Source organism: Streptomyces flavochromogenes, from assembly GCF_000717595.1.
Classification (GTDB): Bacteria; Actinomycetota; Actinomycetes; order Streptomycetales; family Streptomycetaceae; genus Streptomyces; species Streptomyces flavochromogenes.
This window is the reverse complement of sequence record NZ_JNZO01000014.1, coordinates 137,175-162,344: the sequence shown is the minus strand read 5'-3', so window position 1 is coordinate 162,344 and position 25,170 is coordinate 137,175. Positions and strand designations below refer to the sequence as shown.

Below are 25,170 nucleotides of genomic sequence, written 5' to 3'. Positions count from 1 at the left end.
AGCGGCAGCGGCGACGAGGGCGCTCATGACCGGCGCCCGCTGCGTGGCCCCTGCCCCGTCGGCGCCCGCCGCGTGCCGGCTCACCCCCGCGGACCGCCGCTCCGCGGGGTCAGCGGCCCGCGCCGCCGACGTACCGCTGCAGGTCACGGCGACGCGCGACATGACCGCGCCACCCGGCGAGCAGCACCAGCACGCTCCAGGCGACGAGGCCGCCGACGAGCCCGTTCAGTCGGCCGGCCGCGTCGACCTGGTCGGCCTGTTCCATCGGAACCTTGCCGCGTGCGTCACGCACGACGACGAGCCGTTCGCCGACGGCCGGGGCGCCGCTGCCGCGATAGACGAACTTCTCCGCCAGCTCCTGCCCGTCGGAGCCGCGCAGGGTCAGCTCGTGGTTCTTGCCGCCGGTGCCGGCGGCGCTGTCGGCCACCACGACGACGTTCTCGCGGACCCCGTACCGCTCAAGGGCCAGTTCGGGCGCGTACTGGACCGCGCCGACCAGCACGAACAGCGCCGGCGCGACCGCGAGCAGCACCAGCCAGACGCCCCGGTGCAGCAGGTGCAGCAGCACTCCGAAGGCCAGGCACAGCACCACTCCGGTGCCGATGGCCACCCATTCCGCGCTCGGGACGAGGAACGAGACGCCCGAGACCACAGCGGCCGACCCCCAGACGTACAGCACCAGGGCGACGGTGCGACCCACCGCCGTACGCGGCCGGGCGGACCGCCGCACGGAGGCGGGCGGATGGGCGACGCCAGATGCTGCTGCGCTGCCGTGTATGGCCTCTGACATGCACGTTCTCCTGGTTCTGGCCACCCTCCCGGGTGCGGCGGCCGGCGACGGTGCACGATAGCCCACGGGCGGGCGCAACCCGTGGGCCCCGCCTCCGCCCGCCCCCGCCTCCGCCGCTGCCTCCGTCTCCGTCCCCGTCGCGCGGGCGCCGGGCGGGCGACGTATCGTCCGAATATGCGTGACGAGCGCGTATCCCGCCGTCGACCGCGCTCCGGGCCGCCGGGCCCGGACGCGTGGACCGGTGGGCGCCGCGCTGCGCGCCCGGACCCGAGGGGTGCCGTGCCGGGCGCCGCGGGCTGGTGAGGCCCGTGAGCGGGAGCGCGGGCAGCGGAACGGAGGACGTCTTCGCCGACGGCCGGATGGCCGCCGTGCTCACCGGTCTCATGCGGGACACCGAAGCCTCGGTGGGGCTGGTCTACCTGCTGATCCCGGGGGACCGGATGCTGCGCCTGGTGCTCCTCTCGGGCATGTCCCGGGAGATCGCCGCGCCCTGGGTACGGATCCCGGCCGACGCCCCGATCCCGGTCGCCGACGCCATCCGCGAGCGGAGACTCGTCTGGCTGAGCGGCCTGCAGGAGATCGCCCACCACTACCCGCGGATCGGGATCGTGCTGCCGTACGACTTCATGCTGGCGGCCGTCCCCATCACCGACGACACCACCGTATGGGGCGGTGTCGTCCTGCTCTGGCCGGTCTCGCACGCGCCGGAACTCGACGCGCGCGAACACGAGACGCTCGACGCCCACTGCCGCCTGGCGGCACGGCTCCTGCGGCGTGCAGCCGATCAGGATCCCCCGCCCCCTCACCCCACCGAACCGTTCGTCGTCCACCCGGAGCGGCCCTCCGATGCCGATCCCGCCCTCGCGGCGGCCGCCCTCGACCTCGCGGAGCGGCTGCCGGTGGGGTGCTGCGCCCTGGACCTCGACGGGCGCATCACCTTCATCAACACCGCCGCCGCCCAGCTGGTGAACGCCGGTGCGGCCGCGCTCCTCGGGAAGCGCCCGTGGGAGACGCTGCTGTGGCTGAACGACCCCGCCTTCGAGGACCGCTACCGCGCCGCGGCCGTGACCCGGCGGCCGACGTCGTTCACCGTGGTGCGACGGCCGGCGCCGTCGTTGCTGTTCGAGCTCTACCCGGACGCGACCGGCATCAGCGTGCTCATCATCCCGAAGGCGGACGGCACGCTGCCCCACGACGGGACGCTGCCCCACGACGGGACGCTGCCCCACGACGGGCCCGTCCCCTACCGGGGCTCCGCCCCGGCCGCCTCCGCCCCGACGCTGCCGAGCCGCCTCGGCGAGCCGGTCGGTACGGCGGCGGTGTACCAGCTGATGCATCTGGCGGCGTCCCTGGCCGAGGCGGCCGGCGTGCGTGACGTCGTCGATCTGGTCGCCGACCAGATCGTGCCCGCCTTCGGCCCGGAAGGCCTCATCCTCATGAGCGTCGACGAGGGCAGACTCCGCGTCATCGGCCACCGCGGCTACAGCGACGAGTTCGTCGACCGCTTCGACGGCAAACCGCTCACGGCGCCGGTCGCCGACGCCCAGGTGCTCTCCACCGGCGTCCCCGTCTTCTTCCCCACCTACGAGGACCTCCGCCGTGCCCATCCCCACGCCCCGCGCTACGAGGGCCGCAACGCCTGGGCGTTTCTGCCCCTGATCGCCTCCGGCCGTCCTGTGGGCTCGCTGGTCCTCTCGTACGCACGGCCGCGCCCCTTCCCGTCGGCGGAGCGCGCGCTGCTCACCTCGCTGGCCGGGCTCATCGCCCAGGCCCTGGACCGGGCCCGGCTGTACGACGCCAACCGCTCCCTCGCGCGGAGCCTCCAGAACGTTCTGCTGCCCCACAGCCTGACCCCGCTCCCGGGCCTCGACGTCGCCGCCCGCTATCTGCCGGCGGGTCACGGCATGGACATCGGCGGGGACTTCTACGACCTCGTCCGCGCCACTCCCACCTCCGTCGTCGCCGTCATCGGTGACGTCCAGGGGCACAACACGACCGCCGCCGCGCTCATGGGTCAGGTGAGGACCGCCGTCCACGCGCACGCGACGGCGGGCGCGTCGCCCGGCGACATCCTGGCGCGCACGAACCGGCTGCTCGACGACCTCGATGCCGACCGCTTCACGAGTTGCCTGATCGCCGAGTTCGACCTCGCCCAGCACCGGCTGCGGCTGGCGAGCGCGGGCCATCCGCCGCCCCTCCTGCGCCGGGCGGACGGCAGCGCGGAGGTGCTGGAGGTGCCGCCGGGGCTCCTCCTCGGGATCGCGACGGACGTCACGTACGACACCATGGAGCTGCCCTGGGAGCCAGGCTCCGTCCTCGCCCTGTACACCGACGGTCTCGTCGAGGCTCCGGGCCTCGACATCGGCACGGCCATGGCGGACCTGGCCGAGAGGCTCGGGGTGTCGGGCGCCCCCGACCTGGAACGCCTCGCGGACGAACTGACCCTGCACGTCAGGGACGCCGCGCACAGGACCGACGACGTGGCCCTCCTCCTGGTCCAAAGACCGCCGCCGTCCCCGCGGTAGCTCCCGGCCGCGGGTCCCTCCGCTTCGTACCGTACGGGACAGGGCCCGCCCCGCCCCGGAGACCTATGCTCTGACGTGTGGTGAACCCCAGCGATCTCCAGGACTCCTCGGCCGGCCCCGTCGTCTCCGCCCCCGAGCTGCTCGCCCTGCACGCCGTACGGCTCAAGGGCGTGGCCGGCGACGACGAGGCGGCGGCACGCTACGGACTCGACTCCGAGGTCGTACGGGAAGCGCTTCTCGACCACGAGGCGAGGGGCTGGGTGACCCGGCGGGCGTTCGCCGGGACGCGGGGGTGGACCCTGACCGACTCGGGCCGGGCCGAGGGGGAGCGGCAGCTCGCCGGGGAGCTCACGGAGGCGGGGCTGGGACCCTTCGTACGGGAGCGGTACGAGACGTTCCTCGCCCACAACGCCCGTTGTCTCCGGGCGTGCACCGACTGGCAGCTGCGGCCGGACGGTGCGGGCCGGCTCGCCGTCAACGACCACGGGGACGCGGCGTGGGACGGGCGGGTGCTCGACGAACTCACCGAACTGGGCGGGGTCATCGACCTGCTGTCGGAGGAACTGGGGACGAGGATCGGCCGCCTCGGCGGGTACGGCCCCCGCTTCACGGGGGCGCTCGCGCGGGTCCGGCGCGGCGAGCTGTCGTGGGTCGACCGGGTGAAGGAGGACTCGTGCCACACGGTGTGGATGGAACTCCACGAGGACCTGCTCGCCACCCTCGGCATCGCCCGGGGCGAGGAGCCCGCGGTGCACGCCTAGGGGGCGTCATGTCGATCAGGCCGGGCTCGCCGGCCGGCAGGCGCGGACGCGTGCGCGCTGTCCGCCGACCGGGCGAGCAGCAGGTCGGGAACCGGCTGAGCGCTTCGGTCGGCCGGTCGACAGGGCACAGCCGGCGGCCGGCCCCGTCACACGGCGGGTGGTTGCAGGTCGGTCCCGTCATGGAACCGGAACCCCAGGGCGTGAAGGAGCGCGAAGACCAGGTCCTCCGCCAGCGGATCACACTCAGCCGCCAGGGCAGCCCTGAGCGCCACGATGTCCGGCCGAAGGCCGGCTCCTCGGGCCCAGGACTCAGCTCGCTCACCCACCTCGGCCGCATCACCGATCCACTCCCCGGGCAATCCGTAGTCCCGTGCCATCTCCGGGGACAAAGCGCATTGCCATGACAGGCCGTCGGGACTCTCCGCCTGAACGGTCGCGAAGTCGCTGTCGACCACATGGGCAACCAGCGCAGAAGCGTGAGTCTCATCGATGAGCGAAGGGTCCGGATCCGTGATGGGGCACGCTTGCAGGACCTGCCATCCTGCGACATCGCGCGCCGACCACAACGGCGTACAGTCCGCGGTCCGCACCGCCGCCAGTTCCGTCAGCGGCCGGCCGGCTCGCGCGACGATGAAAGACCCCGAGAACCCCATGACCGGGAACGATAGCCGCGGCCGCCGACACCCTCGGTCGTCCGGCCGGGCTGCGTGGCAGGCCACTGGAAAATCGGTTGGTCCTGCCGCGCTGCGGGAGCGAAGCTCGCTCCCATGAGCACAGACCTTGTGGTGCGTCCGGCCCGGCCCGCCGATGCCGGGGCCCTGGCCGAGCTGCGCTGGACGTTCAAGCAGGAGGACCACGACGGGACACCCGCCCCCGCTCGGCCCCGGGAAGAGGCCGAGCGGTGGATCCACGACCGGCTCGGTGACGGCCGGTGGCTGGCCTGGGTCGTCGAGACCGAGGGCGAGATCTGCGGTCACGTCTTCCTCTGCCCGGTCGAGAGGGTCCCGGATCCGTACGGCGACAACAGCCCGATCGGCTACGTGACGAACTTCTTCGTCCTGCCGTCACAACGGAACCGAGGGGCGGGCGCGCGCCTTCTCGAGGCGCTGAAGGGGCACGCACACGGAGCGGGCCTCGACACGCTGATCGTCTGGCCGTCGGAGCGCAGCAGCCCCCTCTACCGGCGCTCCGGTTTCCAGCCTTCGGACGAACTGCTGGAACTGCCACTCGGTGCCTGAGCTGCTCCGCACGGCCGGGAGAGGGCCCCGCTGGAAAACATGGGGGGATGTTCCCCATGCCCCGCGGGCCCACCCCGTACCAGGATCGGACACGGCCCGGAGCGGTGGGCCGGGCCGGTCCGAGGAGGGGGCGATGGCGGTGAGAGCCGGGCATGAGCGGGCGGCGGCGTCGCTGTCGGCGATCGAGCGATGGTGGGACAGCGGGCTGGTGCGCGACGACGGGGGCGCGGAACGGCCGGACTGGGCCGTACTGGCCGAGGATGCCGTGGCCGCCGCCCCCGATGCGGCCGCATCCGCGGAGCTCACGGGGGAGTTGCCCGGGCTCAGCGGATTCGAGTGGGTCCTGCGGCCGTTCACCGGCCGCGCCGGGGCGCGGCTGCAGCGGCGCCTGTCGGGCCGGGCCTGCGCGCTCGTGGACATGGCCGCCGTACGGGGCGACCTGGAGCGGCAGCTCAGCGGCAGGCTGGCCCGGGCCGCCGCGCGGACGCTGGTCCTCGAACTGCACGAGGCGCGAGGCGCCGGGCGGCTCGAAGGGGAGGACTCGCGGGCCCGGTTCCGCGACTTCCTGGCGCGTACCGCTTCCCGGCGAGGACTCTCCGACCTGCTGGCCGGGCGCCCCGTCCTCGCGCGGATCCTCGGGCGGGCGGCGCTCGACGCGGCGGACGCGGTGGCGGAAGCCCTGGAACGGCTCGCGGACGACCACGCCCTCCTGATGACCTCCGGCCTTCTCGCCGCGTCCAGTGGTGACCCGGGGCCGCTCGTGGGCATCGAGCCCGGCGCCGGCGACGGGCACCGGGGCGGGCGCAGCGTGATGCTGCTGCGCTTCGCCGACGGCACGCGGCTGGTGTACAAGCCGCGCCCCCTCGCCGTACACCGCCACTTCAACGACCTCGTCGCCTGGTTCAACGGGCTCCCCGACGCCGTGGACCTGCGCACCCTGCGGCTGCTCGACCGGGGCGCGTACGGATGGGTGGAGTTCGTCGCCGCCCGCCCCTGCGCCTCCGCGGCGGAGGTCGAGACGTTCTACCGTCGCCAGGGCGCGCTGCTCGCGCTGCTGCACCTGCTCGACGGGACCGACCTGCACCACGAGAACCTGATCGCCGTGGGCGCCCACCCGGTCCTCGTCGATGTGGAGACCCTGTTCCACCCGCCGCTGCCGGGCTCCGGCACGGCCGACCCCGCCGCCCGCGCGCTCCACGACTCGGTGTACCGGGTCGGGCTGCTGCCGCAGCTCCTGGTCGGCGACCACAGCGCTCTGGACGTGTCCGCGGTCGGGGGCGGCCATGAGGGGGTGTCGCCCGTCGAACGCGCGGACTTCGCCGACGCCGGTACCGACCGGATGCGACTGGTGCGCAGGGCCGGGACGTTCGGCGAGTCCGCCAACCGGCCGAGGGTCACGGGCGGCGGACCCGTGGACCCGGGTGCCCACGTCGACGCGCTCTGTGCCGGGTTCCGGGCCGGGTACACGGCCATGGGCGCTGCGGCGGGCGAACTGCGGGGGCATAGCGGCCTGTTGAAGTCCTTCGAGGAGGACGAGGTACGGGTGGTGGTGCGCCCCACCTGGGTGTACTCGCTGCTGCTCGACGAGTCGACGCACCCCGACCTGCTGAAGGACGCGAATGCACGGCAGCGGGTCCTGGAGACCCTTCGGACCGAGCAGTTCGGACCGGTCCTCGCGCCCGGCGTGATCGAGGAGGAGATCGCCCAACTCTGGTCGGGGGACGTGCCGTTGTTCACCGCAAAGCCTGGTCGGGACGACCTCCGGGGCGCGCCCGGGCGGCCCCCGGTGGACCGTACGGACCTGCCGGGCGTCGCCCGCGTCCACGCGAAGCTCGACGCCCTGGACACCGTCGACCGTCAGGACCAGGAATGGATCGTCCGGGCCGCGATGGCGACGACCTCCCGCGTTCCCGCGCACCGGCCGGTCGCGGGGCGGCGCACCCGGACCGCGGGCCGCGCCCCCGAGCCGGAGAGGCTGCTCTCGGCGGCCCGGTCCGTCGGCGACCAGCTGGTCTCCCTCGCGTACCGCGAAGGGCCGCGCAGCAACTGGATCGGTCTGGAGCTTCTCGACGACCGCTACTGGCGGATCGGCCCGATGGCGGCCGACCTGGCCGACGGGTACACCGGACCGGCGTTGTTCCTGGCGCAGTTGGCGGCCCTCACCGGCGCCGGACACTATGCCGAGGCCGCCCGTACGGCCCTGACGCCGATGCCCGGACTGCTCGAAGCGCTGCACGCCAGGCCCGAGGAACTCGGCGCGGTGGGCTCGGGGGCCTTCTCCGGCCTCGGCGGCATCGCGTACGCCCTCGGCGAGACGGCACGGCTGCTGGACGATCCGGAGGTCGGTGCCTGGGCATCGGGCGCGCTGCGGCTGGCCGCCGCGGCGACCGGGGCTGAGCCGGAGTACGGGGTGGGCGCGGGGTTCGCGGGCGGTCTGGTGGCGCTGTCGTCCGCGCGTGGCGGTCGTACGGGTCCGGCTACGCGTACGGGGCGGGGCGCGGATACGCGTACGGGTGGCGGCCCGGTCGCCGATCCGGAGATCGAGCGGGCTGCGCGGGCCTGCGCGGACCGGCTGGTCGCCGCCGCCCGCTCCGTCGCCGCCACCGATCCCGCGGAGGGTGAACTCGCCTCCCTCGGGAGGGGTTTCACGGAAGGGGCTGCCGGCATCGGATGGGCGCTGCTGCGGTTCGCCGAGGCCGAGGCCGAGGCCGCCGCCGGGGCCGCCGCCGGGGCGGCGCACCAGGATGCCGAGCGGTACCGGCTCGCGGGCCTGTCCGCGATCCGCGCGGCCGTCCCCGCGGATCCGCCGGACGGCGGCCCGGGACCGGGCGGAGGCCGCAGGGGAGTCTCCGCCCCCACCCCGGGCGCCGGACGCGCCGGCACCGCCAGGGCGTCGGCCTGGTGCCGGGGGGACGCCGGCATCGCCCTCGCCGTGCTGGACGCCCCCGGCGCCCTGGCCGACCCGCACCTCGCGGCCTGGGCGCGTGAAACCGCCGAGCGACTGGGGCAGAACGGGGCTGCACCCGACGACAGCCTGTGCCACGGAGAGGCCGGCCTGTGCGAACTCCTCGGCCATACCGCGCTCCCCGAAGCGCGACCGCACTGGCTCCGCCGGGCGGGGGCGCTCCTGGCCTCCGTCGAGGAGAACGATGCCAGGAGCGGCGCCCCGGACGGCGTTCCGCACCCCGGCCTGCTGACCGGTCTCGCGGGCATCGGCCACGGACTCCTCCGGGCGGGTTTCCCGGAGCGCGTCCCGTCACTCCTCCTCATGCGCACCACATAGGGGGCTACCAGGACTCGCCCAGAGAACCGTCCTGGCCCTCGGCGGCGGAGGACCTCGACCGGCACCACGGACCACCGCAGAGCACACACGACCGGCACCATCCACGGCACACACACCACCCCGCGGACACGAAGGACGAGTGAGGACCATGCAGATCAGTGACTCGGTGACGTACGTCAACGGCGGTGCCGGCGCGGAGGCCGCGGCCCAGGACGACCCGGTGGGCGAGGTGACGCTCGGCACCGGCGGCATGCTGGGGAGGCGCGGCCGGCTGCTCAGGACGGCCGATCTGGACACGGTCGCCACGTGGGACATGCCCTACACCACGGGCACCATCACGGTGTCCTGACGCGAGGGCGGGCATGGGCCGGGGGCTCCCCGGCCCACTGCCGTGCGCGAAAAGGATCAAGTAGCCTGCGGACATGCGTGCGACGTCGTCGGTCATCGTGGGGCGGGACGCCGAGATCGAGTTACTCGACGAGGCCCTGGAGAGCGCCCGGAGGGGCGCCGGACGGGCCGTGTTCCTCGTCGGCGAGGCGGGGATCGGAAAGTCCAGGCTGGCCGGCGAGTGCGCTCTCCGCGCCTACGACCGGGACATGCCCGTGCTGCGCGGCCGCGCCACGTCCACCGGGCTCGTCGTCCCGTTCCGTCCCCTGGTCGAGGCGCTGTCCTCGCGCTTCCGGGCGGCCGGCGCACCGGACGATCCGGAACTCGACCCCTACCGGCCCGCGTTGGCCGGCCTGGTGCCGGAATGGCGGGCCGCCGCGACGGCGCCCGGCTACGCGATCTCGCTCGTCGAACTGGCCGAGGCGCTCCTCAGACTGCTCGCCGTGCTGGGACGCGAGCGCGGCTGCGTGATCCTCCTGGAGGACCTGCACGACTCCGACACCGAGACGATCGCGGTCGTCGAGTACGTCGCCGACAACGTGGCGGACCTCCCGGTCCTGCTGGTCGGCACGCTCCGGCCCGACCCGGGACCGGCGTCGGACCTCGCGCTCGCCGCCGAGCTGCGCAACACGGCATCGGTGACGGAGCTGGGGCCTCTGGACGAGACCGCCGTACGGCACATGGTGGACGCGTGTCTGGACGCGGCCCCGGGCGAGGTGCCCCAGGCCGCGCACCGGCACCTCTCGCAGCGCGCGGGCGGGAACCCGTACCTCGTGGAGGTGCTGCTGGCGGACCTGCTGGACATGGGGCGGCTGAGCAGGGCGGGCGGCGGCTGGCTCCTGGCCGATCACGGCGAGGCGACGGTTCCCACGGGAGCGGTACGCAGCTGGGCCCGCCGGCTTGCCCGGCTCGACGAGCCGGTGCGTGAACTGCTCCTCATCGCGGCGACGCTCGGCGGCCGCTTCTCGGTCGGGGCGCTGAGGGTGGTGACCGGGCTCGACGACCGGGCCCTCTTCGCCCACCTCCGGTCCGCCTCCGAGGCCGGGATCATCGCCCCGGACGGTGCGGCCCACGACCACTACACCTTCCGCCACGTCCTGACCGCGGACGCGCTCAGGGCGTCCCTGCCGCCCGCCGAGCAGGCCGCGCTCGCCCGCCGCGCGGCCCAGGCGATCGAGGACTCCGCCGGCGCATCGCTCTCCTGTGACCAGCCGGGCGAACTCTCGGGGGAACAGCGCCAGTTGGTGGCCACGCTCCGGCTCGCGGCCGGTGACAGGGTGGCGGCCTCCCGGCAGTTCGCCCAGGTCGGCCGGCAGATGCTGGACGCCGGCGCCTCGGGCTCGGCCGCCGTGCTCCTCGACCGCGCGCGGGGCCTCGCGGCCGACGCGGAGCGGGACGACGTCACGGTGCAACTGGCCATCGCGCAAGCCGAGTCCGGGCGCGTCGACGTGGCATCCGCGCTGCTCGACGACCTGGCACCGGTGCATGTCGGGTCCCCTGCGGCGGAGGAGCGGGCCCAGGCGCACACCCAGGTCGCCTGGGTCGCGACGATGGCCGAGCAGCAGCAGGAGGCACGTCGCCGGATCCGGGCGGCCCGCGCCCTGCTCGGGAGCGAGCCGCGCCCGGAGCAGGAGGCCGCGCTCGTGGTCGTCGAGGGCCATCTGGCGCTCCTGCCGGAGCGGGACGGCCGAGACGGCGAGGGCGAGCCGGGGAGCCCGGGGGGCCGGGGCGGTCGCGAGCGGCTGAAGGAGGCGGAACGTTCCGCCAGAAGCGCCGCGCTCACCGCGGAGCAGCGCGGGCGGCCCGTAGTGGCCTGCCAGGCCTGGCAGCTCCTCGCCCTGCTGTCGCGGCAGCGCGGGTTCGACGAGGCCGACGCCTGTCTGGTGCGGATGCTGGAGGTCGCCGAGAGACACCGGCTCGCGGTCTCGCGGGCCGAGGCCCTGGTGCGGCTCGGCACCAACGCGTTCATGCGGACCGGAGAGGCGACGCAGCTGGAGACAGCCCGCGCGGCGGCGCACGAACTCGGATCGCTGACCGTGCTCCAGACCGTCGACGGGCTGCTCGCCATGCAGGGCGTCCTCGCCGGACGATGGGACCGGGCGCGGGAGATCGTCGATCGTTCCGTGGAGGCGAGTGCCCGCCTCCAGAACCTGTCGGCCCACCGCTATCTGCTCCTCGTCGACGCCACGCTCGCCGCACACCAGGGGCGGGCCCGCGAACAGGAACGAGCCCTCGTCCGGTTCCGCCGGGCGGGCGGCGAGGAGTCGATGCTCGTACCCCTGCAACGAGGACTCTGTCAGGCCGTCGGCGCACTCATGGCGGAGGACCGGCACCGGGCCACGGCCGAGCTCGACGCCGCACTCGCCTGGGAGCGGGAGCACCCGAGCTTCTTCTATCTCAGCGGGCGGTACGGGCTCCGCCCGCTGTTGCGGATCCTCGACGGCGATGGCGCCGGTGGGAACGGGGAGCCCCGCGAAGGCCGGGACGTGTACCGGGAGGCGCTCGACTCGCCGGGCGGACAGCTGGCCTGGAACCGGCTGTTCCTCGGGATGGCGGACGCGGTCCTGCGCGGCCGGGACGGCGACCCGCTCGGCGCGCGGCGGGCGGTGGAGGAGGCCGGCCGGGCGGCGGCGGTGTTCCCGCAGGCCTGGCATCTCGCCCTGCGGCTGGTCGCGGAGGCGGCGCTCGCCGACGCCTGGGGCGAACCGGTCGCCTGGCTGCGGACCGCAGAGGAGTACTTCCACGAGGCGGGTGTACAGCCGGTGGCCGGCGCCTGCCGGGCGCTGCTGCGGCAGTCGGGCGTCAGCGTCCCGCAGCGTCGGGGCGGCCGGGAACGGATCCCCGCGGAACTGCGCACCGCCGGCGTCACACCGCGCGAGTACGAGGTGTTCGTGCTGCTCATGGAGCGTCCGGGCAATCTGCAGATCGCCCAGCGGTTGTGCATCTCGCCCCGGACGGTGGAGAAGCACATGGCGAGCCTGATGGCCAAGACCGGGTGTGCGGACCGCTCGGCGCTGTGCGCGCTGTCCGCGGAGCGGGCTGAGGACGAGCGACCGGCCGGTATCGCGTCCCGGCAGCCGTCGGCCTGATCGGGAACCGGACGGCGGCCACCCGGCCGCCCGCGTCACCGGTCCGGCGACGTGGGGGCTCGGCGGACCCGGGATGGGGGGGCGTTCCCGCCCCCATGGGGGCGGGTCCCCCAGGACACCGGCCGCGGTGGTGCGAGTGTGAGGGTCCGGTACCGATGTGTGAAGGTACGGCGCGGTGGATCATCGAGCGGACCGACCAACTCCCGTCACCATACGGAGGTTCGCTCGATGCCGAGTCCGTCCGCGCGGTCCGTTGCCTCACCCGGCACACTCCGGTTCTCCGTCCTCGGCCCGCTCACGGTCCACCGGGGCGAACAGGCCCTGTCGTTGGGCCCGTTGAAGCAGCGCATGGTCCTGGCGACGCTGCTGACGTCCGTCAACTCTCCGGTCTCCGTGCACGCCTTGACCGAGGCGGTCTGGCCGGAGGAGCCCCCTCGCACCGCCCGCAAGAACATCCAGGTGTACGTCAGCGCCCTGCGTGCGCTGTTCGGGCAGGACGACCCGGAGGCCCGGGAGCGGCCACGGCTCACGCACACCGGCGGCGGATACGTACTGCGCGCGGCGGAGGAGGAACTCGACCTCCTCGGGTTCCGCTCCCTGCTGCGGGCCGCCGAGGGCCGGCCGCCCCAGGCGGCCGCCCCACTGCTGAGACAGGCCCTCGACCTGTGGCAGGGGCCGCCGCTCGGCGACGACCTCCGGCAGTCGCCCACGCTGGCCGAGGAGGCCGAACGGCTGCGGCTGCGCCATGTGACGGCGTACGAGAGCTGGGCGGAGGCGGAGCTGGCGCTGGGCGGCGCGCCGGCCGTGGTCGAGGGGCTGCGCGACCTGGTCGAGCGGCACCCGCTGCGGGAACGGCTACGCTCCGCCTGGATGTGCGCGCTGAGCGGCTCCGGCCGACAGCCGGAGGCGCTCGCGGTGTACGACGACTACCGGCAGCTGCTGGCGCGGGAGTTGGGCCTGGAACCGAGCGGCGCCATGGCCGCCCGCTACCGGGCGATCCTTGCGGGGGACACCAGGGCCGCCGGGACGGGCGCGACCGGCGGACCGCAGGGTGGGAGACCCGGCGCCGCCCCGCCGAGGGCGACCGTGCTGCTGCCGCCCGACCTGGCCGACTTCACGGGACACGTCGAGGAACTCCACGACGTCCTCGACCTGTTGGAGGGCCGCGAGGGGAGCGGCGAGGCGAGCGGCGGATTCGGCGCGGGCGAGACGGGGGAAGCGGGCCACGTCGTGCTGCTGTCCGGACCTGCGGGATCAGGGAAGACCACACTGGCGGTGAGGGCCGCGCACCTCCTCGGCGGCAGGTTCCCCGAGGGGCGGATCTTCGTCTCCCTGAGGGACGCGGAGGGCCGCGCCCGACCCGTGTCCGCCGTACTCGCGGAACTCGGCGAACGAACGGGCCGGACCGGACCGTCGACCCCCGAGGCGTGGCGGGAGTGGCTGGCGCGGCACCGGGTGCTGGTGATCCTGGACGACGTACCCGAGGAGCGCGCCGTACGCGCGCTGCTCCCGTGCGGCGGACAGGGCAGGGTGCTGCTCACCGCGCGCGGCCAACTGGGCGGGCTGGCACCGGTGCACCGGATCGCCGTCCCGCCGCTGGACACGGCGGAGGCCGTGCAACTCCTGGCCGGGCTCGTCGGCCCGCGGCGGGTGCGGGCGGACCGGGAGGCCGCGCTGCGGATCGTGCGGGCGTGCGGCGGGTCGCCGCTCGCCGTCCGGGTGAGCGGGATGCGGCTGGCGGTGCTCCGCCACGTCCCGCTGCGGGAGTTCGCCGACCGGCTGACGGACCCCAGGGGCGCCCTGGACGAGCTGACCGCCGGGGACGTGTCCGTGAGGCAGCGGCTGGCCCACGGCTGGGAGACGCTCCCGGAGGAGCGCGGCAGGGACGCGGGGCGGCTGGCCGCGGGCACGGGGGACGGCCCGTTCGGCCTGACGGAGGCGGCGGAGGCGCTCGGCTGTGACGAGCGGCATGCGGTGAGGGTGGTGGAGGCACTCATCGATGCCGGAATGGTCACGTCGCCGGGCGGCGAGGTCACCGCACACGCGGCGCAGTACGACATGCCGCACCTGATACGGCTGTACGCACGGGGCGCGGGGTACGGGACGCCGGTGTTGACGTAGGGCCGCGGGGACCGACGGCGCCGACGCGTCGAGGCCGTGACGCGCCGGCGCCGGCGCGTCACCGCGGCGGCGGACCCGCGGCGGAGCCCGGGGCCGGGAGGCCCACATGGGAGGCCAGGAACGCCAGACACTCCGCCTGGAGGGCCGCCGCGCGGGACGCGGACCGGTCCCCGTGGCCGACGCCGTGTTCGAGCCGCAGCAGGATCGGGCCGGTGCCCGACGTGGCGTGCTGGAGTGCGGCGCACATCTTGCGGGCGTGCAGCGGATCGGTGCGCGTGTCGCCGTCCGCGGCGGTCAGCAGCACCGCCGGGTACGCGGCCCCGGGCGTGACCCGGTGGTACGGCGAGTAGCCGAACAGCACCGGGAAGCGCGCCGGGTCCTGCGCGCTGCCGTACTCCGGCGTCCAGCTGGGGCCGAGGCCGGACCGTTCGTAGCGGACCATGTCCAGGAGCGGGGACGAGCACACCACGGCGGCGTACTTCCCCGGCTCCTGGGTGAGGGCCGCCCCGACGAGCAGCCCGCCGTTGGAGCCGCCCATGATCGCGATCCGGCCGGGCTCGGTCCAGCCCGCCTCGACGAGCCGGTCGGCCGCCGCGGCGAAGTCGTCGAAGGTGTTCTGCTTGTGCGCTCCGCTCCCGGCCCGGTGCCACGCCTCGCCCTCCTCGCCGCCGCCGCGAAGACCTGCCCAGGCGAACACCCCACCGGCCCTGACCCAGGCCAGGACCTGCGCACGGTAGCGGGGCGACATCGTGCGGCCGAAGCCGCCGTACCCCGTGAGAAGGGCCGGGCGCGGCCGGTCCGGACGGCCGTCGGGGGAGATCACGAACATCCGTACCGTCGTCCCGTCCCGCGACGGGAACGCGACCTGGCGGGTCATCGCGCCGCCCGTCGCCGGACGGCCGTTCGCCGGACCGCCCGTCGCCGGACCGACGGGACCGCCCGGATCGCCCGGATCGCCCGCCGTCCGGGCGTCCCGCTCCCAACGCGTCAGGCGGCGCGTACGCGCGTCGAAGTGGAGGACGCGTACCGGCGTGACGAAGTCCGTGTACGCGAACCACGCCTCGTGACCGCCCGATCCCACGGCCGAGAAGTCACCGACCGCGCCGGTGCCGGGGAGCGGCACCGTGGCCACCTGCCGGCCCTCGACCAGGTCGTGCAGGGTCACCTCGGCCACGGTGTCGCGGGTCCAGGCGGCCAGGCCGAGCGGGTTCTTCAGCTCGGGGCCGGAGAGCACGACCAGGTGGGTCAGGACCGCGTCCGGCCGTTCGGGGACCACCTCGTGCCAGGCGTCGGGGCCCCGGTGGAGTTCGTCCGGCCGGCACGCGACGACACGACCGCGCGCCGCGTCGCGGTCGGTGCGGAGCCACACCCGGTCCGCCGGGCCCGTACCGGGTACGGCGTGCAGCCGGGTGGCGGCCCCCATGCCCTCCTGGACCGGCCGGAGCAGCGGACGGTCGAGCGGCGCCGCCGACAGATCGGCGAGGTAGACGTCGGTCCCACGGCCGGTGCCGAGCGTGGCCGTGATGCCGAGCCAGCGGCCGTCCTCGGTCACGGAGACGCTGTAGAACTGGGTCTTGTCCCGCCCCTCGCCGAAGACCACGGTGTCCGCGTCCGCCGGTGTGCCGACGCGGTGGAGGCAGACCCTTCGGTGGTAGCGCTCCTCGCCGGGGTTCAGCCGGGGGTCCAGCCGCCGGACGTAGTAGAACGCCCCGCCGCCGGGAAGCCAGCCGACCGACGACTTCCGCACCCGGTCCAACGGCCCGTCCACGATGTCGCCGGTGGCCACGTCGATCACCCGGAGCGTCGAGTCCTCCGTGCCGTCCCGGGACACCTGGCAGGCCAGCAGATCGCCCTCCACGGAGGGCTCCCAGGCGTCCAGGACGGTACGGCCGGACGGATCGAGGGCGTGGGGATCGAGCAGTACGCGAGCCGAGACGGAGCCCCGGCTCGCCCCGGCCCCCGCCCCGGCCTCGGCCACCACCAGGACCGGATGTTCCTGGCCGGTCTCCTGCCGCAGCCAGAACACCCTGCCCCCGCGGACCTTGGGCGACCGGACACGATCCCCGGCGCCGAGCGCCGACACCTCCGCCTCCCACCGCTCCAGACCGGGCAAGGCCGCCCGCTCCGCCGCGTACAGGGCCTCCTGCTCGGCGCTCCAGCGGCGCGTCTCGGCGGAATCGGCGTTCTCGAGCCAGCGGTACGGGTCGGGGACGCGCACCCCGTGGAGTTCCTGGACCACGTCCTGCCGCTCGGCGTGCGGGTACGGGCGCCGTGCCCGTCGGGCGTCGGTGGTCACTCCGGTCTCCCTCGGTCGTGGTCGGGCGGACGGTGACCGCGGGATCCGGCCGGAGACGAGACGTCGACCGTGAGCGCGGCGGCCTCCTCGGGGGCCTTCTCGGCGGCCTTCACCGTCTTCTCCGTGCCCGGCAGGGCCAGCCACGCGAAGACGCCCGACAGGACGACGATCACCCCGGACACCGCGAAGATCGTGTCGATGGGTCCGAACCGCACACCGCCGACCGAGCCCGCGACATCCGTGAGCACCGAGCCGGCGAGCCAGCCGGAGAGGACCGCGGCGAGCATCGACGCCAGCTTCGTCACCGGATAGAACACGGCCATCACCCGGCCACGGAAGTCCGGGGGCGCCGCCGCAAGCAGCAGCGGTGCCATCGCGGTGTTGAGGACGGTCAGCGGAACCGTGAACACGAAGAGCAGCGCGATACCGCCGAGGAAGGTGGTCTGCCGGGAGTAGGCGATCAGCAGAACACCGCTCACCAGCAGGCTGATCCAGGTGCTCCGGCGTGCCCCGAGCCACTGCACGACCCGGCCCCCGCTCAACGCGCCCGTGATGCCGCCCACCCCCATCGCCATGCCGATGTATCCGTAGAGACGGGCGTCGGCATGGAGGTTGTCGGTGGTGAAGAAGACGTTGAGGGTGCTGAGCGCGCCGAGCCCGAACTGTCCGATGACGGCGAGCAGAAGCAGCACGACCAGGAACCTGCTGCGGGCGAAGAAGCGGACGCCGTCCGCGAACTCGCGGCCGAGGCTGGGCTTCCGACTCGCCGCCTTCGAGTCGTCGGGAGCGGCCTTCCCGCTTTCCGCCGTCGCGGCCGGGGCGGGTACCTCGATGGACCGGATCGCCACGTACGAGACGGCGTAGGACAAGGCGTTGAAGAGCAGGGCCCATTGGATGCCGGCGGCGAAGAGCAGCGGCGCCGCGAGCGGAGGGCCGATGATCCAGGCCGTCTCGCCTGTCGCCTGACCGATGCCGGCGGCCCGGGCGCGGTCGGCGTCTCCCTTCACGAGGTCCGCCAGGATCGCGAAGCGCGCCGGTGAGAAGAACTGGCCGGCCGCGTGCAGCAGGAGCACGGTCCCATAGACGAGGGCGAGCCAGACGCCTGCCGGGAGCGCGTCGGTGGGCAGGAAGGAGACGGCGGTCAGCACCACCACGAGCGCACCGCGTACCACCTCGGTGCGGAGAAGCGTCGCGAGCTTGTCCCAGCGGTCGACGAACACGCCCGCGAGGGGGCCGATGACCAGGACGGCGACGCTGGACGCCATCAGTACACCGCTGACCGCCATCGGCGCCCACGACTCGTCCTTGGCCAGTACGGTCGCCACCCACAGCACCAGCGTGGTGCTGAAGACGGCGTCCCCGACGGACGAGACGGCCTGGCCGAACCAGAGACGGGTGTAGTCGCGGTTGATCAGCGTGAGGCGCGAGGTCATGACGCGCACCTCGCCGACGAGACGATCGACGCCATGAGGGCCGTCACCAGGGTCGTGTGGTACGCCTTCCGGAAGAACTCACCGGCCGTGACCCGAGGCGCGGCCATGAGCTCCGCCGACCTTCCCGGGATCGCCCCGTCGGGCCGCTGGGCGCGTGCCAGGCACTCCACGGCCGCCGCTCCCGAGGGCGTACGGAGCGGATCCTCCCCGAGGACGAACTGCGTGAGGACGAGCTCCGCGGCCAGGTCCCAGAGGTCGTGCGCGACGCAGTGGGACAGCATCCGGTGGGTGAGGCCTCGCGCGTGGTCCAGGTCCGCTCCGGCGATACGGGGGTCGGTGCGGCCGAAATCCCCGAGGTAGAAGGCGGTGTGCGTCAGCGCGTACGCCTGCGGGAGGGTGAGCGGCTCCACCGTGCTCTTCGCGGCCGCCGCGACCGTGGGGCCGGCTGCGCGGAGGGCGACGAGCGGGCTCCGCGGGAGGAGCTCGGCGTACGACTCGATGCCATGGCGGACCCCCGCCCTGTCCGCGTAGTAGCGGATCTCGATCCGCCGGTACGGTGACTTCCCGCCCGGCGACAGGAAGGCGGGGTCCAGCCGCGCGAGCGCCTCCCGGCACTGCGTGTCGTCGATGCCGGCGGGGGCGAGCGCGGCGTAGACCAGGCGGTACGTGGAGGCGTACGCGGGACTGTGGTCGAAGAGCCGTGGGAAGTCCGGGTCCTGCCAGAGCTTCCGCACGAGGGCGGTCGCCCCGCCCAAGGGGTCCGGGCCGGTGCCGTCCGGCCGCGCGGCACGGTGGCAGAGCAGCCCCAACTCCAGTGCGGCCTTGGCTTTTCCGTGTGGTGCCGACCGGGCCGTCGACGGGGTCGTCGCCTCGGTGTCCGCGGCGAACGGGTCGAAGTGGTCGAGGTTCCCGCCCAGCCAGTCCAGTGCGCCGGCGGAGAGCTGCTCCAGGAGTGAGGGCGGCATGGCTACAGGCGCCCCGTCTCGTGCAGGTGGTCGAGCAGGGCCGTGTCGACGGTGTCGCGGAACCTGGCGAGCGTCCGGGCGTCCTCGTCGTAGCTGTAGAGGTCCTGGCAGGCGATCCACCGGTCACCGGTCCCCGCACCGGGCAGGTAGCCGTCGGCGACCGTGCCGACCTCCCAGTCGGGTTTGCCCGCGGTCTCCCAGCAACTGGCCAGGGTCCCGTCCGCGCTCACGACCGCGCCGTACCGGCCGTCGGTGTGACCACAGGTGACGCAGGTCTTCCGGCCGCCCGGGCGGTTCACGGTGAAGCCGAGTTCGAGGGCCCTGCGCTGCCACCGGGTGAAGGCGGAGGAGAGCTCACCGGTGTGCAGGAGGCTGTTGGCGTATCCGACACCGACGTCGCCGATCCGGGCGAAGTACAGCGTGCAGCGCGTGGGGTCGAGCGCGGCCCCCAGCCGGTCGACCAGCGCGTCGACGCCGTGGAAGGTCTCCTGGGAGACGTTGACCCGCAGGGTCCACCGGAGCGGCGTGACCTCGGAGGCCTTGACGATATTGCGGACGATCTTGTCGAAGGTGCCGCTGCCGTCCGCCCTGCCGACCCGGATCCGGTCGTGGTCGTCGCGGTCGCCGTCGAAGGTGACCTGGACGGACGTCAGGCCGCGGTCGTGGAGCCGGCGTGCGAGGGACGGGGTGAGCAGAGTGGCGTTGGAGATCATCCAGGCCGAGGTGGGAGCGATGTCCGCGGCCCGCTCCAGGAGTTCGAGACACCCGCGCGGGTTGAGGAGGGGCTCACCGCCGAAGAGGAGGATCCTGAGCCTCTCCAGGCCCACGGCGGCCATCCGGCGCTCGGTGAACCCGAGAATCGAGGTGATCGTCTCCGAGGTGAGCCGGGTTCGGGCGATCCTCGGCGGCCTGCTCCCGCCCGCCAGATCCTGCGCGGTGTTCTGGAAGCAGTAGCCGCAGCCCAGGTTGCAGTGGGTGCTGGTGAGGACGGTCAGGGCGTAGGAGCGGACCGTGGCGGCGGTGAACATCCCGCTCGCGCGCAGCCGTTGCTCGGCCTCGGGGCGCAGGCCTCCGTCGGGAGTGACGTGGCGGTCGGCGAGCCGGGCGACGCCGCCGGGACCGAGGAACCACCAGGTGCGCTCGCCGCGGAGCAGGCGGGCGCCGGAGGCGGCGAGTTCGGTGCCGGCCGTTGGGGTGGTGGGAGCCGCCTGCCGGTCGGCACCCGTCGCCTGGTCGATGCTCACCGTGTCGCCTCCCGTCCGGCCGTCGCGCCGGTGGATCCTGCGACCCCGGCGGTGCGTGCGGCCCCGTCGGCACCCGCGGAGGAGCGGCCGCCGGGCGCGCCGGGCGCCTCCGGCCGGCCCTTTCCGACGATCAGCGTCGTGAGCGCGGTGACGAGGGTCGCCTGGTAGGACTTGCGGAAGTACTGCACGGGCGTCGCGTCCGCCGGGGCGCGCCTGACGACGGACTTCCCGGGGATCGCCCCGTCCGGCGCCTGGACCTCGGCGAGCATCCGGATGCCGGCCGCCCCGGAGGGCGTACCGAGGGGATCCGCGCCGAGGCAGTACTGCGCGAGTACCAGCTTGCCGACCAGGTCCCATTCGCCGAGGGCCAGGCAGTGGTGGGTGAGCCGCTCCACGACCTGGAGGGCCTGCTCGCGGGCCTGGTCCGTCAGGCCGGGATCGCGGAGGCCGAAGTCGCTGAGGTAGAACACGGTGTGGGTGACCACACAGGCGTCCAGGTCGGCCACGGGCAGGGTGGCGGCCCGGGCGGGCAGGCTGGCCGCGTACAGCTCGTCGTAGGAGGCGAACTCGTGCTCCGCGCCCGCGAGATCGGCGTAGAACCGCGCCTCCAGGTGGAGGTACGGGGCCTTGCGCCGCGGAGCGAGGTAGCCGTCGCCCTTCAGCCGGGCCAGGACGGCGCGGGGGGCGTCGGTGACGGCCCCGGCGGGTGCCAGGGCCGCGTACATCAGCTCGAACTGCCGGGCGTACCTGCCGTCGAGGGTGAGGAGACGCGGGAAGTCCGGTCGCTGCCAGGCCTGTTCGACGATCGTGGTCGCCCCGCGCAGGACGGTCTCCGTCGGCGCGGACTCTCCCCAGTAGCGGCAGAGCAGCGCGAGCTGGAGCAGGGCCTTGACGCGGGGTGTGACCGGCAGTTCGGCGTGTCCGGCGGGGGAGTCGAGGTACCCCGCGTGCCGCGCGATCCAGTGTCGCGTACCCATGGACAGACTCGCCACGGCCTCATCGAGGCCGACTGATCGCGTACTCATGGTTCTCCTTCGGGGTTGCCGATGCCTGAGCCACCCGCTCGACGATGTCGGCCGCGCGGGCCGCGCCGTCCACCGCGGCCAGCCTGTCTCCGAGCGCACGGGCTCGGGTCCGCAGTCCTTCGTCGCGCGACACCGACTCCAGCAGCGCCGACAGGTCCACGGACGGGGTCTTCGGGTCGCGTACGGCCACTCCGGCCCGTACGCAGGCGCCGGTGAGCAGCGGCTGTTCGGACCCGTTGGGCGAGAGCGCCAGGGGGCGGCCGCGCAGCAGGGCCGACAGGACCGGGGCCGAGGTGCCGTTGGCCAGCACCAGGTCGGCCGCGTCGACGAGCGGTCCCATCCAGGGCTTCCGCACGAGCAGGATGTCGGCCTCCGGAGCGGGCGCGGGGTCGGTGGACCGTCCCTGTTCGACGACCGCCCGGAACGGTCCGCGGGTGAACGCCTCGTTGAGCCGCGGCCAGAGGGTCCGGCCGCCGAAGAAGCGGCCGAGGTGGACGTAGACGACGGGCTTCGCCGTGCCCGCCCGCTCCAGGTGGTCCTCGATGGCCTCCCACTCGCCCCGCTCGGGGACCGGTTCCCAGGCCAGCGGTCCCACGTACCCCACTCGTCGGGGGAGTTCCGCGCCCGGGTGTTCGAGTTCCGGATCCCCGCGGAGCAGCAGCGCGTCCCCGAGGAGCGGATCGTCCTCCCAGCGGGGGGCACGCCCGGCCAGGCCGGCCTCCTCCCGGGTGGCGGCGTGGAGGTCCAGGCTGTCGCGGGTCCGGCTCTCCCTGGTCCTGCCCAGGTGCGGCTCCCCGTCGCCGCCGCTCCGGTAGTCCCACAGATGCACCGAGAGCCCGATCACGACCACCGGAACGTCCAGGACCTCGGCGGCGAGCAGGGCGCCGTTGCACAGCACCGAGGTGACGAGAAGATCCGCCTGCGCCGCCCGGGCCGCGCGCAGGATCGCCCGGTACTGTGCGGCACCGGTCTTCCCCCACCACGTGGCGGAGAACGCGCGGTGACCGCCGAAGTCCTCGGCCACCGCGCACGGCAGCCCGGCCTCGGCCACGACGGGCCCGGCGGAGGACCGGGCGAGGACACTGACGTGATGGCCGCGGCGGCGCAGCTCGCGGCCGGCCGCGAGCGCCGGGTAGAGGTAGCCGCCGTCGCTGAGCGGGCAGAGCAGGATCTTCACGACGTGCGCGCTCCCTCGGGTCGGGCGGGTGGCGGACGGGGCTGAGAGGGAAGGGTGACGGTGGTAGGCCGGTGAGTGGCCGCGGGCCCCCCGGTTCCTGGCGTGATCCGCCGAGAACCGGGTGGCCCGCGAGGTACTCAGGACGAGACGAGTCGCGTCAGGAGATGTCGCTGGAGTTGTTGATGATGCAGCCGGCCTCGTCCTCCTCGGCCTCCCCGTGCGCCACGACCTCGATGTCCTCGTCCTCGACCGGCTTCGGGTTCGTGTTCTCGGGCATGTTCGTCCTCCTCGTTTGACGGCGTCGCTGCGCCGGCTGAGAAGAACGTACGAACGACGGGTATGGGAACGCCTGGTCGTCGGTTCGACGCCGGTATGCCTCGACGACGCGGACCCGGTACGACCCCGGGACGTGGGCCGATGCCCCTGCCGGGCAGTGGCGCCCTGCCGTCCGCGGCGCGTCCGCACTCTCCTCCGAACCCTTCAGGAGCCTTCCGCACCCCTCCGGGCCTGGGACTTAACCGTTCACCAGGCGTTCGTGAACCGGAAGTGTGCCGCCCGGGGCCACGATCCAGAAAGGCTCCGCGCGCGCCACGAGTGCGGCCGGCAGCGTGCTGACGGCGAGCCGGATCGGCTCCCGGGAGACCGGGGGACCGGACGCGGCGCGAATTCACGGAGGGAGAGACGGACATGGACCTGGCGGAGCTGATCGGCCTGCGGCCGGTGCCCTGCGGTGGTCTCCTCGTGGCGCTCACCCGCCGCTGCCCCATGAGCTGCGCGCACTGCTCCACGACCTCGTCCATGGCGACATCCGAAGAGCCCGATCGGCGACAACTCCTCGATTTCATCGGCTCGTTCGGTGTCGAGGACCGCCCCGACGTGGTCATGCTGACCGGAGGCGAGCCGCTCCTGCTGCCCGAGCTGGCCGCCCGCGTGGCCGGTCTCGCACAGGCCAAGGGGTCCCGGGTGGCACTGCTCAGCGGGATGTTCTTCGCCCGTGGAGGGAGAGTCCCCGACCGGATCATGCGGACGATCACCGCCCTGGACCACTTCTCGGCGAGCCTGGACGTCCACCACGAACGCGAGGTCCCGCGCGCGGACGTGCTGCGCGCCCTCCGCGCCGTACTCGACGCCGGGGTCCCCGCCAGCATCCACCTCACGGGTACCGCCAGGGGCGCCGGTGCCGGTATCGGCGCGGACGCCGACGATCCGTACCTGGTCGACGTCGTCGCGGACGTGCGCCGAGCCTTCGGCGCCCGGATGCCCCTGCTGGTCAACGAGGTGCGTCCGCTCGGCCGCGCCGCCGGACTCGTCCGGCCGACACCGCCGGGACCGGACGACAGCCTGGCGGCGCCCTGCGCCCTCGCGGCCTGGCCGGTGGTCGCCTTCGACGGGACGGTGGCCGCCTGCTGCAACCAGTGGACCGTCGACCGGCGCCCCGTCCCCCCGCACCTGCGGCTCGGTCACATCGCCGAGGACGACTGGCCGACCGTCCGCGAGCGTTCCCTCGGTTCCCCGGTGCTGCGGATGCTGCGCGCGGTCGGCCCACGGCGGCTGCACACCCGTTACGAGTCCGAGCCGGCGCCGGCCGGCTACTGCCGCAGCTGTCACGCGCTCGCCGACCGCCCGAGCGTCCTGGAGGGCGCGGCCCGGGACGCCGGCGGTCGCGTCGGCGAAGTCCTCGACCGGCTCACCACGGCGCAGCAGCGCGCGGCAGGACCCGCCGCCCTGGTACGGCGCATGGGCTGCGCGCGCTACGCGCATCTGGTCGAGCTCCGGTCCGGAGAGGAATCCGTGCCCACGAACGAGCCCCGACTCACCCAGGCGTCGCCCACCGCAGAGGAGCGGAGCAGCCGATGAACGCCACCGTCACAGCACCCACCGCCACAGCCCCCACCGCCACGGTCGTGGCTCCCACCGTCACAGCCCCGGTCGCCGCATCCCTGGCGCTCCGCACCAAACTCACGCCCATCGCCCCCGTCCTGAGGGCCGTGACCGCCGCGCTCTGGCGCCCGGACGGCCTGAGGGAGCGGTACGTGCGCTATCTGGCCGCCATGCATCCGCTCGTACGGGCCTCGGTGCCACTTCTCGTGCGGGCGGCCGAGCGGTGCGCCGCCGCGTCCGACGACCCGGCCGCGCGGCGCCTGGCCGCGTACTGCCTCCGCCATGCCGAGGAGGAGCGGGACCACGACGCCTGGCTGCTCGACGACCTGGCCGCCGCAGGCGCGGGTCCGGCGGCCGTGCCGCACCCGATCGTCGTCGAACTGGCCGGGGCGCAGTACTACCGGATCGAGCACGAGCACCCCGTGGCCCTGCTCGGCTACATCGCGGTCCTGGAGGGCAACGCCCCCGGGCCCCGGCTCGCGGACCGCCTCGCCGAGGCCACCGGGCTGCCGGACGGCGCGTTCCGCACGCTCAGGGAGCACGCGGAGCTCGACGGCGGACACCTGGACGACCTGTACCAGGTGTTCGACGCCCTCGCGCCGTCCCCGGCCCGGCAGACGGCCGTGTCCGTCAGCGCGCTGCACACGGCGAACCTGCTCACCCGCCTGTTCCTTTCCCTCGCCGAGGACAACGGAGGACACCCATGACCGACAACGCCATCCCGCACGGCACCGAGCCCACCCTGGAGGCACTCGCCGCCGCGGGGTTCGACGTGGACGCGCTGAGCGATGAACAGCAGCAGGTCGTACGGGCGTTGACGCCGGAGGAGCTGGCTCTGCTGGTCGACATCAGGGGACGGCTCGACGCGGCGGCCCCCGAGGTCCAGGCCCACGCGGACGTGGCGGGCGGCGCGCTGTTCTGACGCTGGGGCGCACAGCCGCCCCCTGCGAGTGGC

Annotated in this window: 18 protein-coding genes; 10 read left to right on the top strand and 8 right to left on the bottom strand. The window is 74.2% G+C overall.

Annotated elements, in window-relative coordinates:
- Nucleotides 1-109: 109 nt before the first annotated feature.
- The gene (locus IF00_RS0118725) at nt 110-790 is read right to left on the bottom strand and encodes a hypothetical protein (RefSeq protein WP_245234567.1); all 681 of its coding nucleotides are present in this window, start codon (nt 788-790) and stop codon (nt 110-112) included.
- 359 nt (nt 791-1,149) lie between these two features.
- Here IF00_RS0118725 and IF00_RS0118720 point away from each other — a divergent pair, with 359 nt between their 5' ends.
- Nucleotides 1,150-3,315 carry a SpoIIE family protein phosphatase gene (locus IF00_RS0118720; RefSeq protein ID WP_051820479.1) on the top strand — a complete coding sequence of 722 codons (2,166 nt, stop codon included), beginning with the start codon at nt 1,150-1,152 and terminating at the stop codon, nt 3,313-3,315.
- A 77-nt stretch (nt 3,316-3,392) separates the two neighbouring features.
- The gene (locus IF00_RS0118715; RefSeq protein ID WP_245234566.1) at nt 3,393-4,076 is read left to right on the top strand and encodes a transcriptional regulator; all 684 of its coding nucleotides are present in this window, start codon (nt 3,393-3,395) and stop codon (nt 4,074-4,076) included.
- A 146-nt stretch (nt 4,077-4,222) separates the two neighbouring features.
- On the opposite strand, the gene IF00_RS0118710 is transcribed toward IF00_RS0118715, so the two are convergent.
- Complete coding sequence (locus tag IF00_RS0118710; RefSeq protein WP_030319473.1) at nt 4,223-4,729, bottom strand: hypothetical protein; 507 nt, start codon at nt 4,727-4,729, stop codon at nt 4,223-4,225.
- Nucleotides 4,730-4,843: 114 nt separating this feature from the next.
- Between IF00_RS0118710 and IF00_RS0118705 the strand changes: the two genes are divergently transcribed.
- From IF00_RS0118705 to IF00_RS0118685, 5 genes are all read left to right on the top strand, one after another.
- Nucleotides 4,844-5,314: a GNAT family N-acetyltransferase gene (locus IF00_RS0118705; protein ID WP_030319471.1), complete on the top strand. Its 471-nt coding sequence runs from the start codon at nt 4,844-4,846 to the stop codon at nt 5,312-5,314.
- Between the two features lie 133 nt (nt 5,315-5,447).
- Entirely contained in the window at nt 5,448-8,597 is a 3,150-nt protein-coding gene (locus tag IF00_RS0118700) for a type 2 lanthipeptide synthetase LanM family protein (RefSeq protein WP_030319470.1), read from the top strand.
- A 148-nt stretch (nt 8,598-8,745) separates the two neighbouring features.
- The gene (locus IF00_RS0118695) at nt 8,746-8,946 is read left to right on the top strand and encodes a hypothetical protein (RefSeq protein ID WP_030319469.1); all 201 of its coding nucleotides are present in this window, start codon (nt 8,746-8,748) and stop codon (nt 8,944-8,946) included.
- A 73-nt stretch (nt 8,947-9,019) separates the two neighbouring features.
- On the top strand, nt 9,020-12,073 hold the full coding sequence (locus IF00_RS0118690; RefSeq protein WP_030319467.1) for a helix-turn-helix transcriptional regulator: 3,054 nt from the start codon (nt 9,020-9,022) through the stop codon (nt 12,071-12,073).
- A gap of 228 nt (nt 12,074-12,301) precedes the next feature.
- Nucleotides 12,302-14,194: an AfsR/SARP family transcriptional regulator gene (locus IF00_RS0118685; RefSeq protein WP_030319465.1), complete on the top strand. Its 1,893-nt coding sequence runs from the start codon at nt 12,302-12,304 to the stop codon at nt 14,192-14,194.
- A 58-nt stretch (nt 14,195-14,252) separates the two neighbouring features.
- Here IF00_RS0118685 and IF00_RS0118680 read toward each other — a convergent pair whose 3' ends face one another.
- From IF00_RS0118680 to IF00_RS47665, 6 genes are all read right to left on the bottom strand, one after another.
- Nucleotides 14,253-16,490 carry a prolyl oligopeptidase family serine peptidase gene (locus IF00_RS0118680; RefSeq protein WP_030319464.1) on the bottom strand — a complete coding sequence of 746 codons (2,238 nt, stop codon included), beginning with the start codon at nt 16,488-16,490 and terminating at the stop codon, nt 14,253-14,255.
- Nucleotides 16,487-17,923 (bottom strand): MFS transporter, encoded by a 1,437-nt coding sequence (locus IF00_RS0118675; protein WP_078944757.1) that lies wholly within the window; start codon nt 17,921-17,923, stop codon nt 16,487-16,489. Before IF00_RS0118675 ends, IF00_RS0118680 begins: the two co-directional genes overlap by 4 nt.
- Entirely contained in the window at nt 17,920-18,888 is a 969-nt protein-coding gene (locus IF00_RS0118670; protein ID WP_030319458.1) for a DUF6895 family protein, read from the bottom strand. Before IF00_RS0118670 ends, IF00_RS0118675 begins: the two co-directional genes overlap by 4 nt.
- Before the next feature lie 2 nt (nt 18,889-18,890).
- The gene (locus IF00_RS0118665) at nt 18,891-20,042 is read right to left on the bottom strand and encodes a radical SAM protein (RefSeq protein WP_051820477.1); all 1,152 of its coding nucleotides are present in this window, start codon (nt 20,040-20,042) and stop codon (nt 18,891-18,893) included.
- A gap of 86 nt (nt 20,043-20,128) precedes the next feature.
- Nucleotides 20,129-21,157, bottom strand: a complete 1,029-nt coding sequence (locus IF00_RS0118660; protein ID WP_245234564.1) for a DUF6895 family protein — start codon at nt 21,155-21,157, stop codon at nt 20,129-20,131.
- On the bottom strand, nt 21,129-22,334 hold the full coding sequence (locus tag IF00_RS47665; protein WP_030319453.1) for a glycosyltransferase: 1,206 nt from the start codon (nt 22,332-22,334) through the stop codon (nt 21,129-21,131). Before IF00_RS47665 ends, IF00_RS0118660 begins: the two co-directional genes overlap by 29 nt.
- A 687-nt stretch (nt 22,335-23,021) precedes the next feature.
- On the opposite strand from IF00_RS47665, the gene IF00_RS0118645 reads away from it, so the two are divergent.
- From IF00_RS0118645 to IF00_RS0118635, 3 genes are read left to right on the top strand one after another with little or no spacing between them, the layout of a single operon-like run.
- Complete coding sequence (locus IF00_RS0118645; protein ID WP_051820414.1) at nt 23,022-24,191, top strand: radical SAM protein; 1,170 nt, start codon at nt 23,022-23,024, stop codon at nt 24,189-24,191.
- Nucleotides 24,188-24,922: an iron-containing redox enzyme family protein gene (locus IF00_RS0118640; RefSeq protein ID WP_078944756.1), complete on the top strand. Its 735-nt coding sequence runs from the start codon at nt 24,188-24,190 to the stop codon at nt 24,920-24,922. Before IF00_RS0118645 ends, IF00_RS0118640 begins: the two co-directional genes overlap by 4 nt.
- Entirely contained in the window at nt 24,919-25,137 is a 219-nt protein-coding gene (locus IF00_RS0118635; RefSeq protein WP_030319447.1) for an aroma-sacti cluster domain-containing protein, read from the top strand. The genes IF00_RS0118640 and IF00_RS0118635 overlap by 4 nt, the downstream gene beginning before the upstream one ends.
- Nucleotides 25,138-25,170 lie beyond the last annotated feature (33 nt).

Coding starts and splice junctions, on each gene's coding strand:
- IF00_RS0118725 (WP_245234567.1), bottom strand. CDS start 790: ATGTCAGAGGCCATACACGGCAGCGCAGCAGCATCTGGCGTCGCCCAT.
- IF00_RS0118720 (WP_051820479.1), top strand. CDS start 1,150: ATGGCCGCCGTGCTCACCGGTCTCATGCGGGACACCGAAGCCTCGGTG.
- IF00_RS0118710 (WP_030319473.1), bottom strand. CDS start 4,729: ATGGGGTTCTCGGGGTCTTTCATCGTCGCGCGAGCCGGCCGGCCGCTG.
- IF00_RS0118705 (WP_030319471.1), top strand. CDS start 4,844: ATGAGCACAGACCTTGTGGTGCGTCCGGCCCGGCCCGCCGATGCCGGG.
- IF00_RS0118700 (WP_030319470.1), top strand. CDS start 5,448: ATGGCGGTGAGAGCCGGGCATGAGCGGGCGGCGGCGTCGCTGTCGGCG.
- IF00_RS0118695 (WP_030319469.1), top strand. CDS start 8,746: ATGCAGATCAGTGACTCGGTGACGTACGTCAACGGCGGTGCCGGCGCG.
- IF00_RS0118690 (WP_030319467.1), top strand. CDS start 9,020: ATGCGTGCGACGTCGTCGGTCATCGTGGGGCGGGACGCCGAGATCGAG.
- IF00_RS0118685 (WP_030319465.1), top strand. CDS start 12,302: ATGCCGAGTCCGTCCGCGCGGTCCGTTGCCTCACCCGGCACACTCCGG.
- IF00_RS0118675 (WP_078944757.1), bottom strand. CDS start 17,923: ATGACCTCGCGCCTCACGCTGATCAACCGCGACTACACCCGTCTCTGG.
- IF00_RS0118670 (WP_030319458.1), bottom strand. CDS start 18,888: ATGCCGCCCTCACTCCTGGAGCAGCTCTCCGCCGGCGCACTGGACTGG.
- IF00_RS0118660 (WP_245234564.1), bottom strand. CDS start 21,157: ATGAGTACGCGATCAGTCGGCCTCGATGAGGCCGTGGCGAGTCTGTCC.
- IF00_RS0118645 (WP_051820414.1), top strand. CDS start 23,022: ATGGACCTGGCGGAGCTGATCGGCCTGCGGCCGGTGCCCTGCGGTGGT.
- IF00_RS0118640 (WP_078944756.1), top strand. CDS start 24,188: ATGAACGCCACCGTCACAGCACCCACCGCCACAGCCCCCACCGCCACG.
- IF00_RS0118635 (WP_030319447.1), top strand. CDS start 24,919: ATGACCGACAACGCCATCCCGCACGGCACCGAGCCCACCCTGGAGGCA.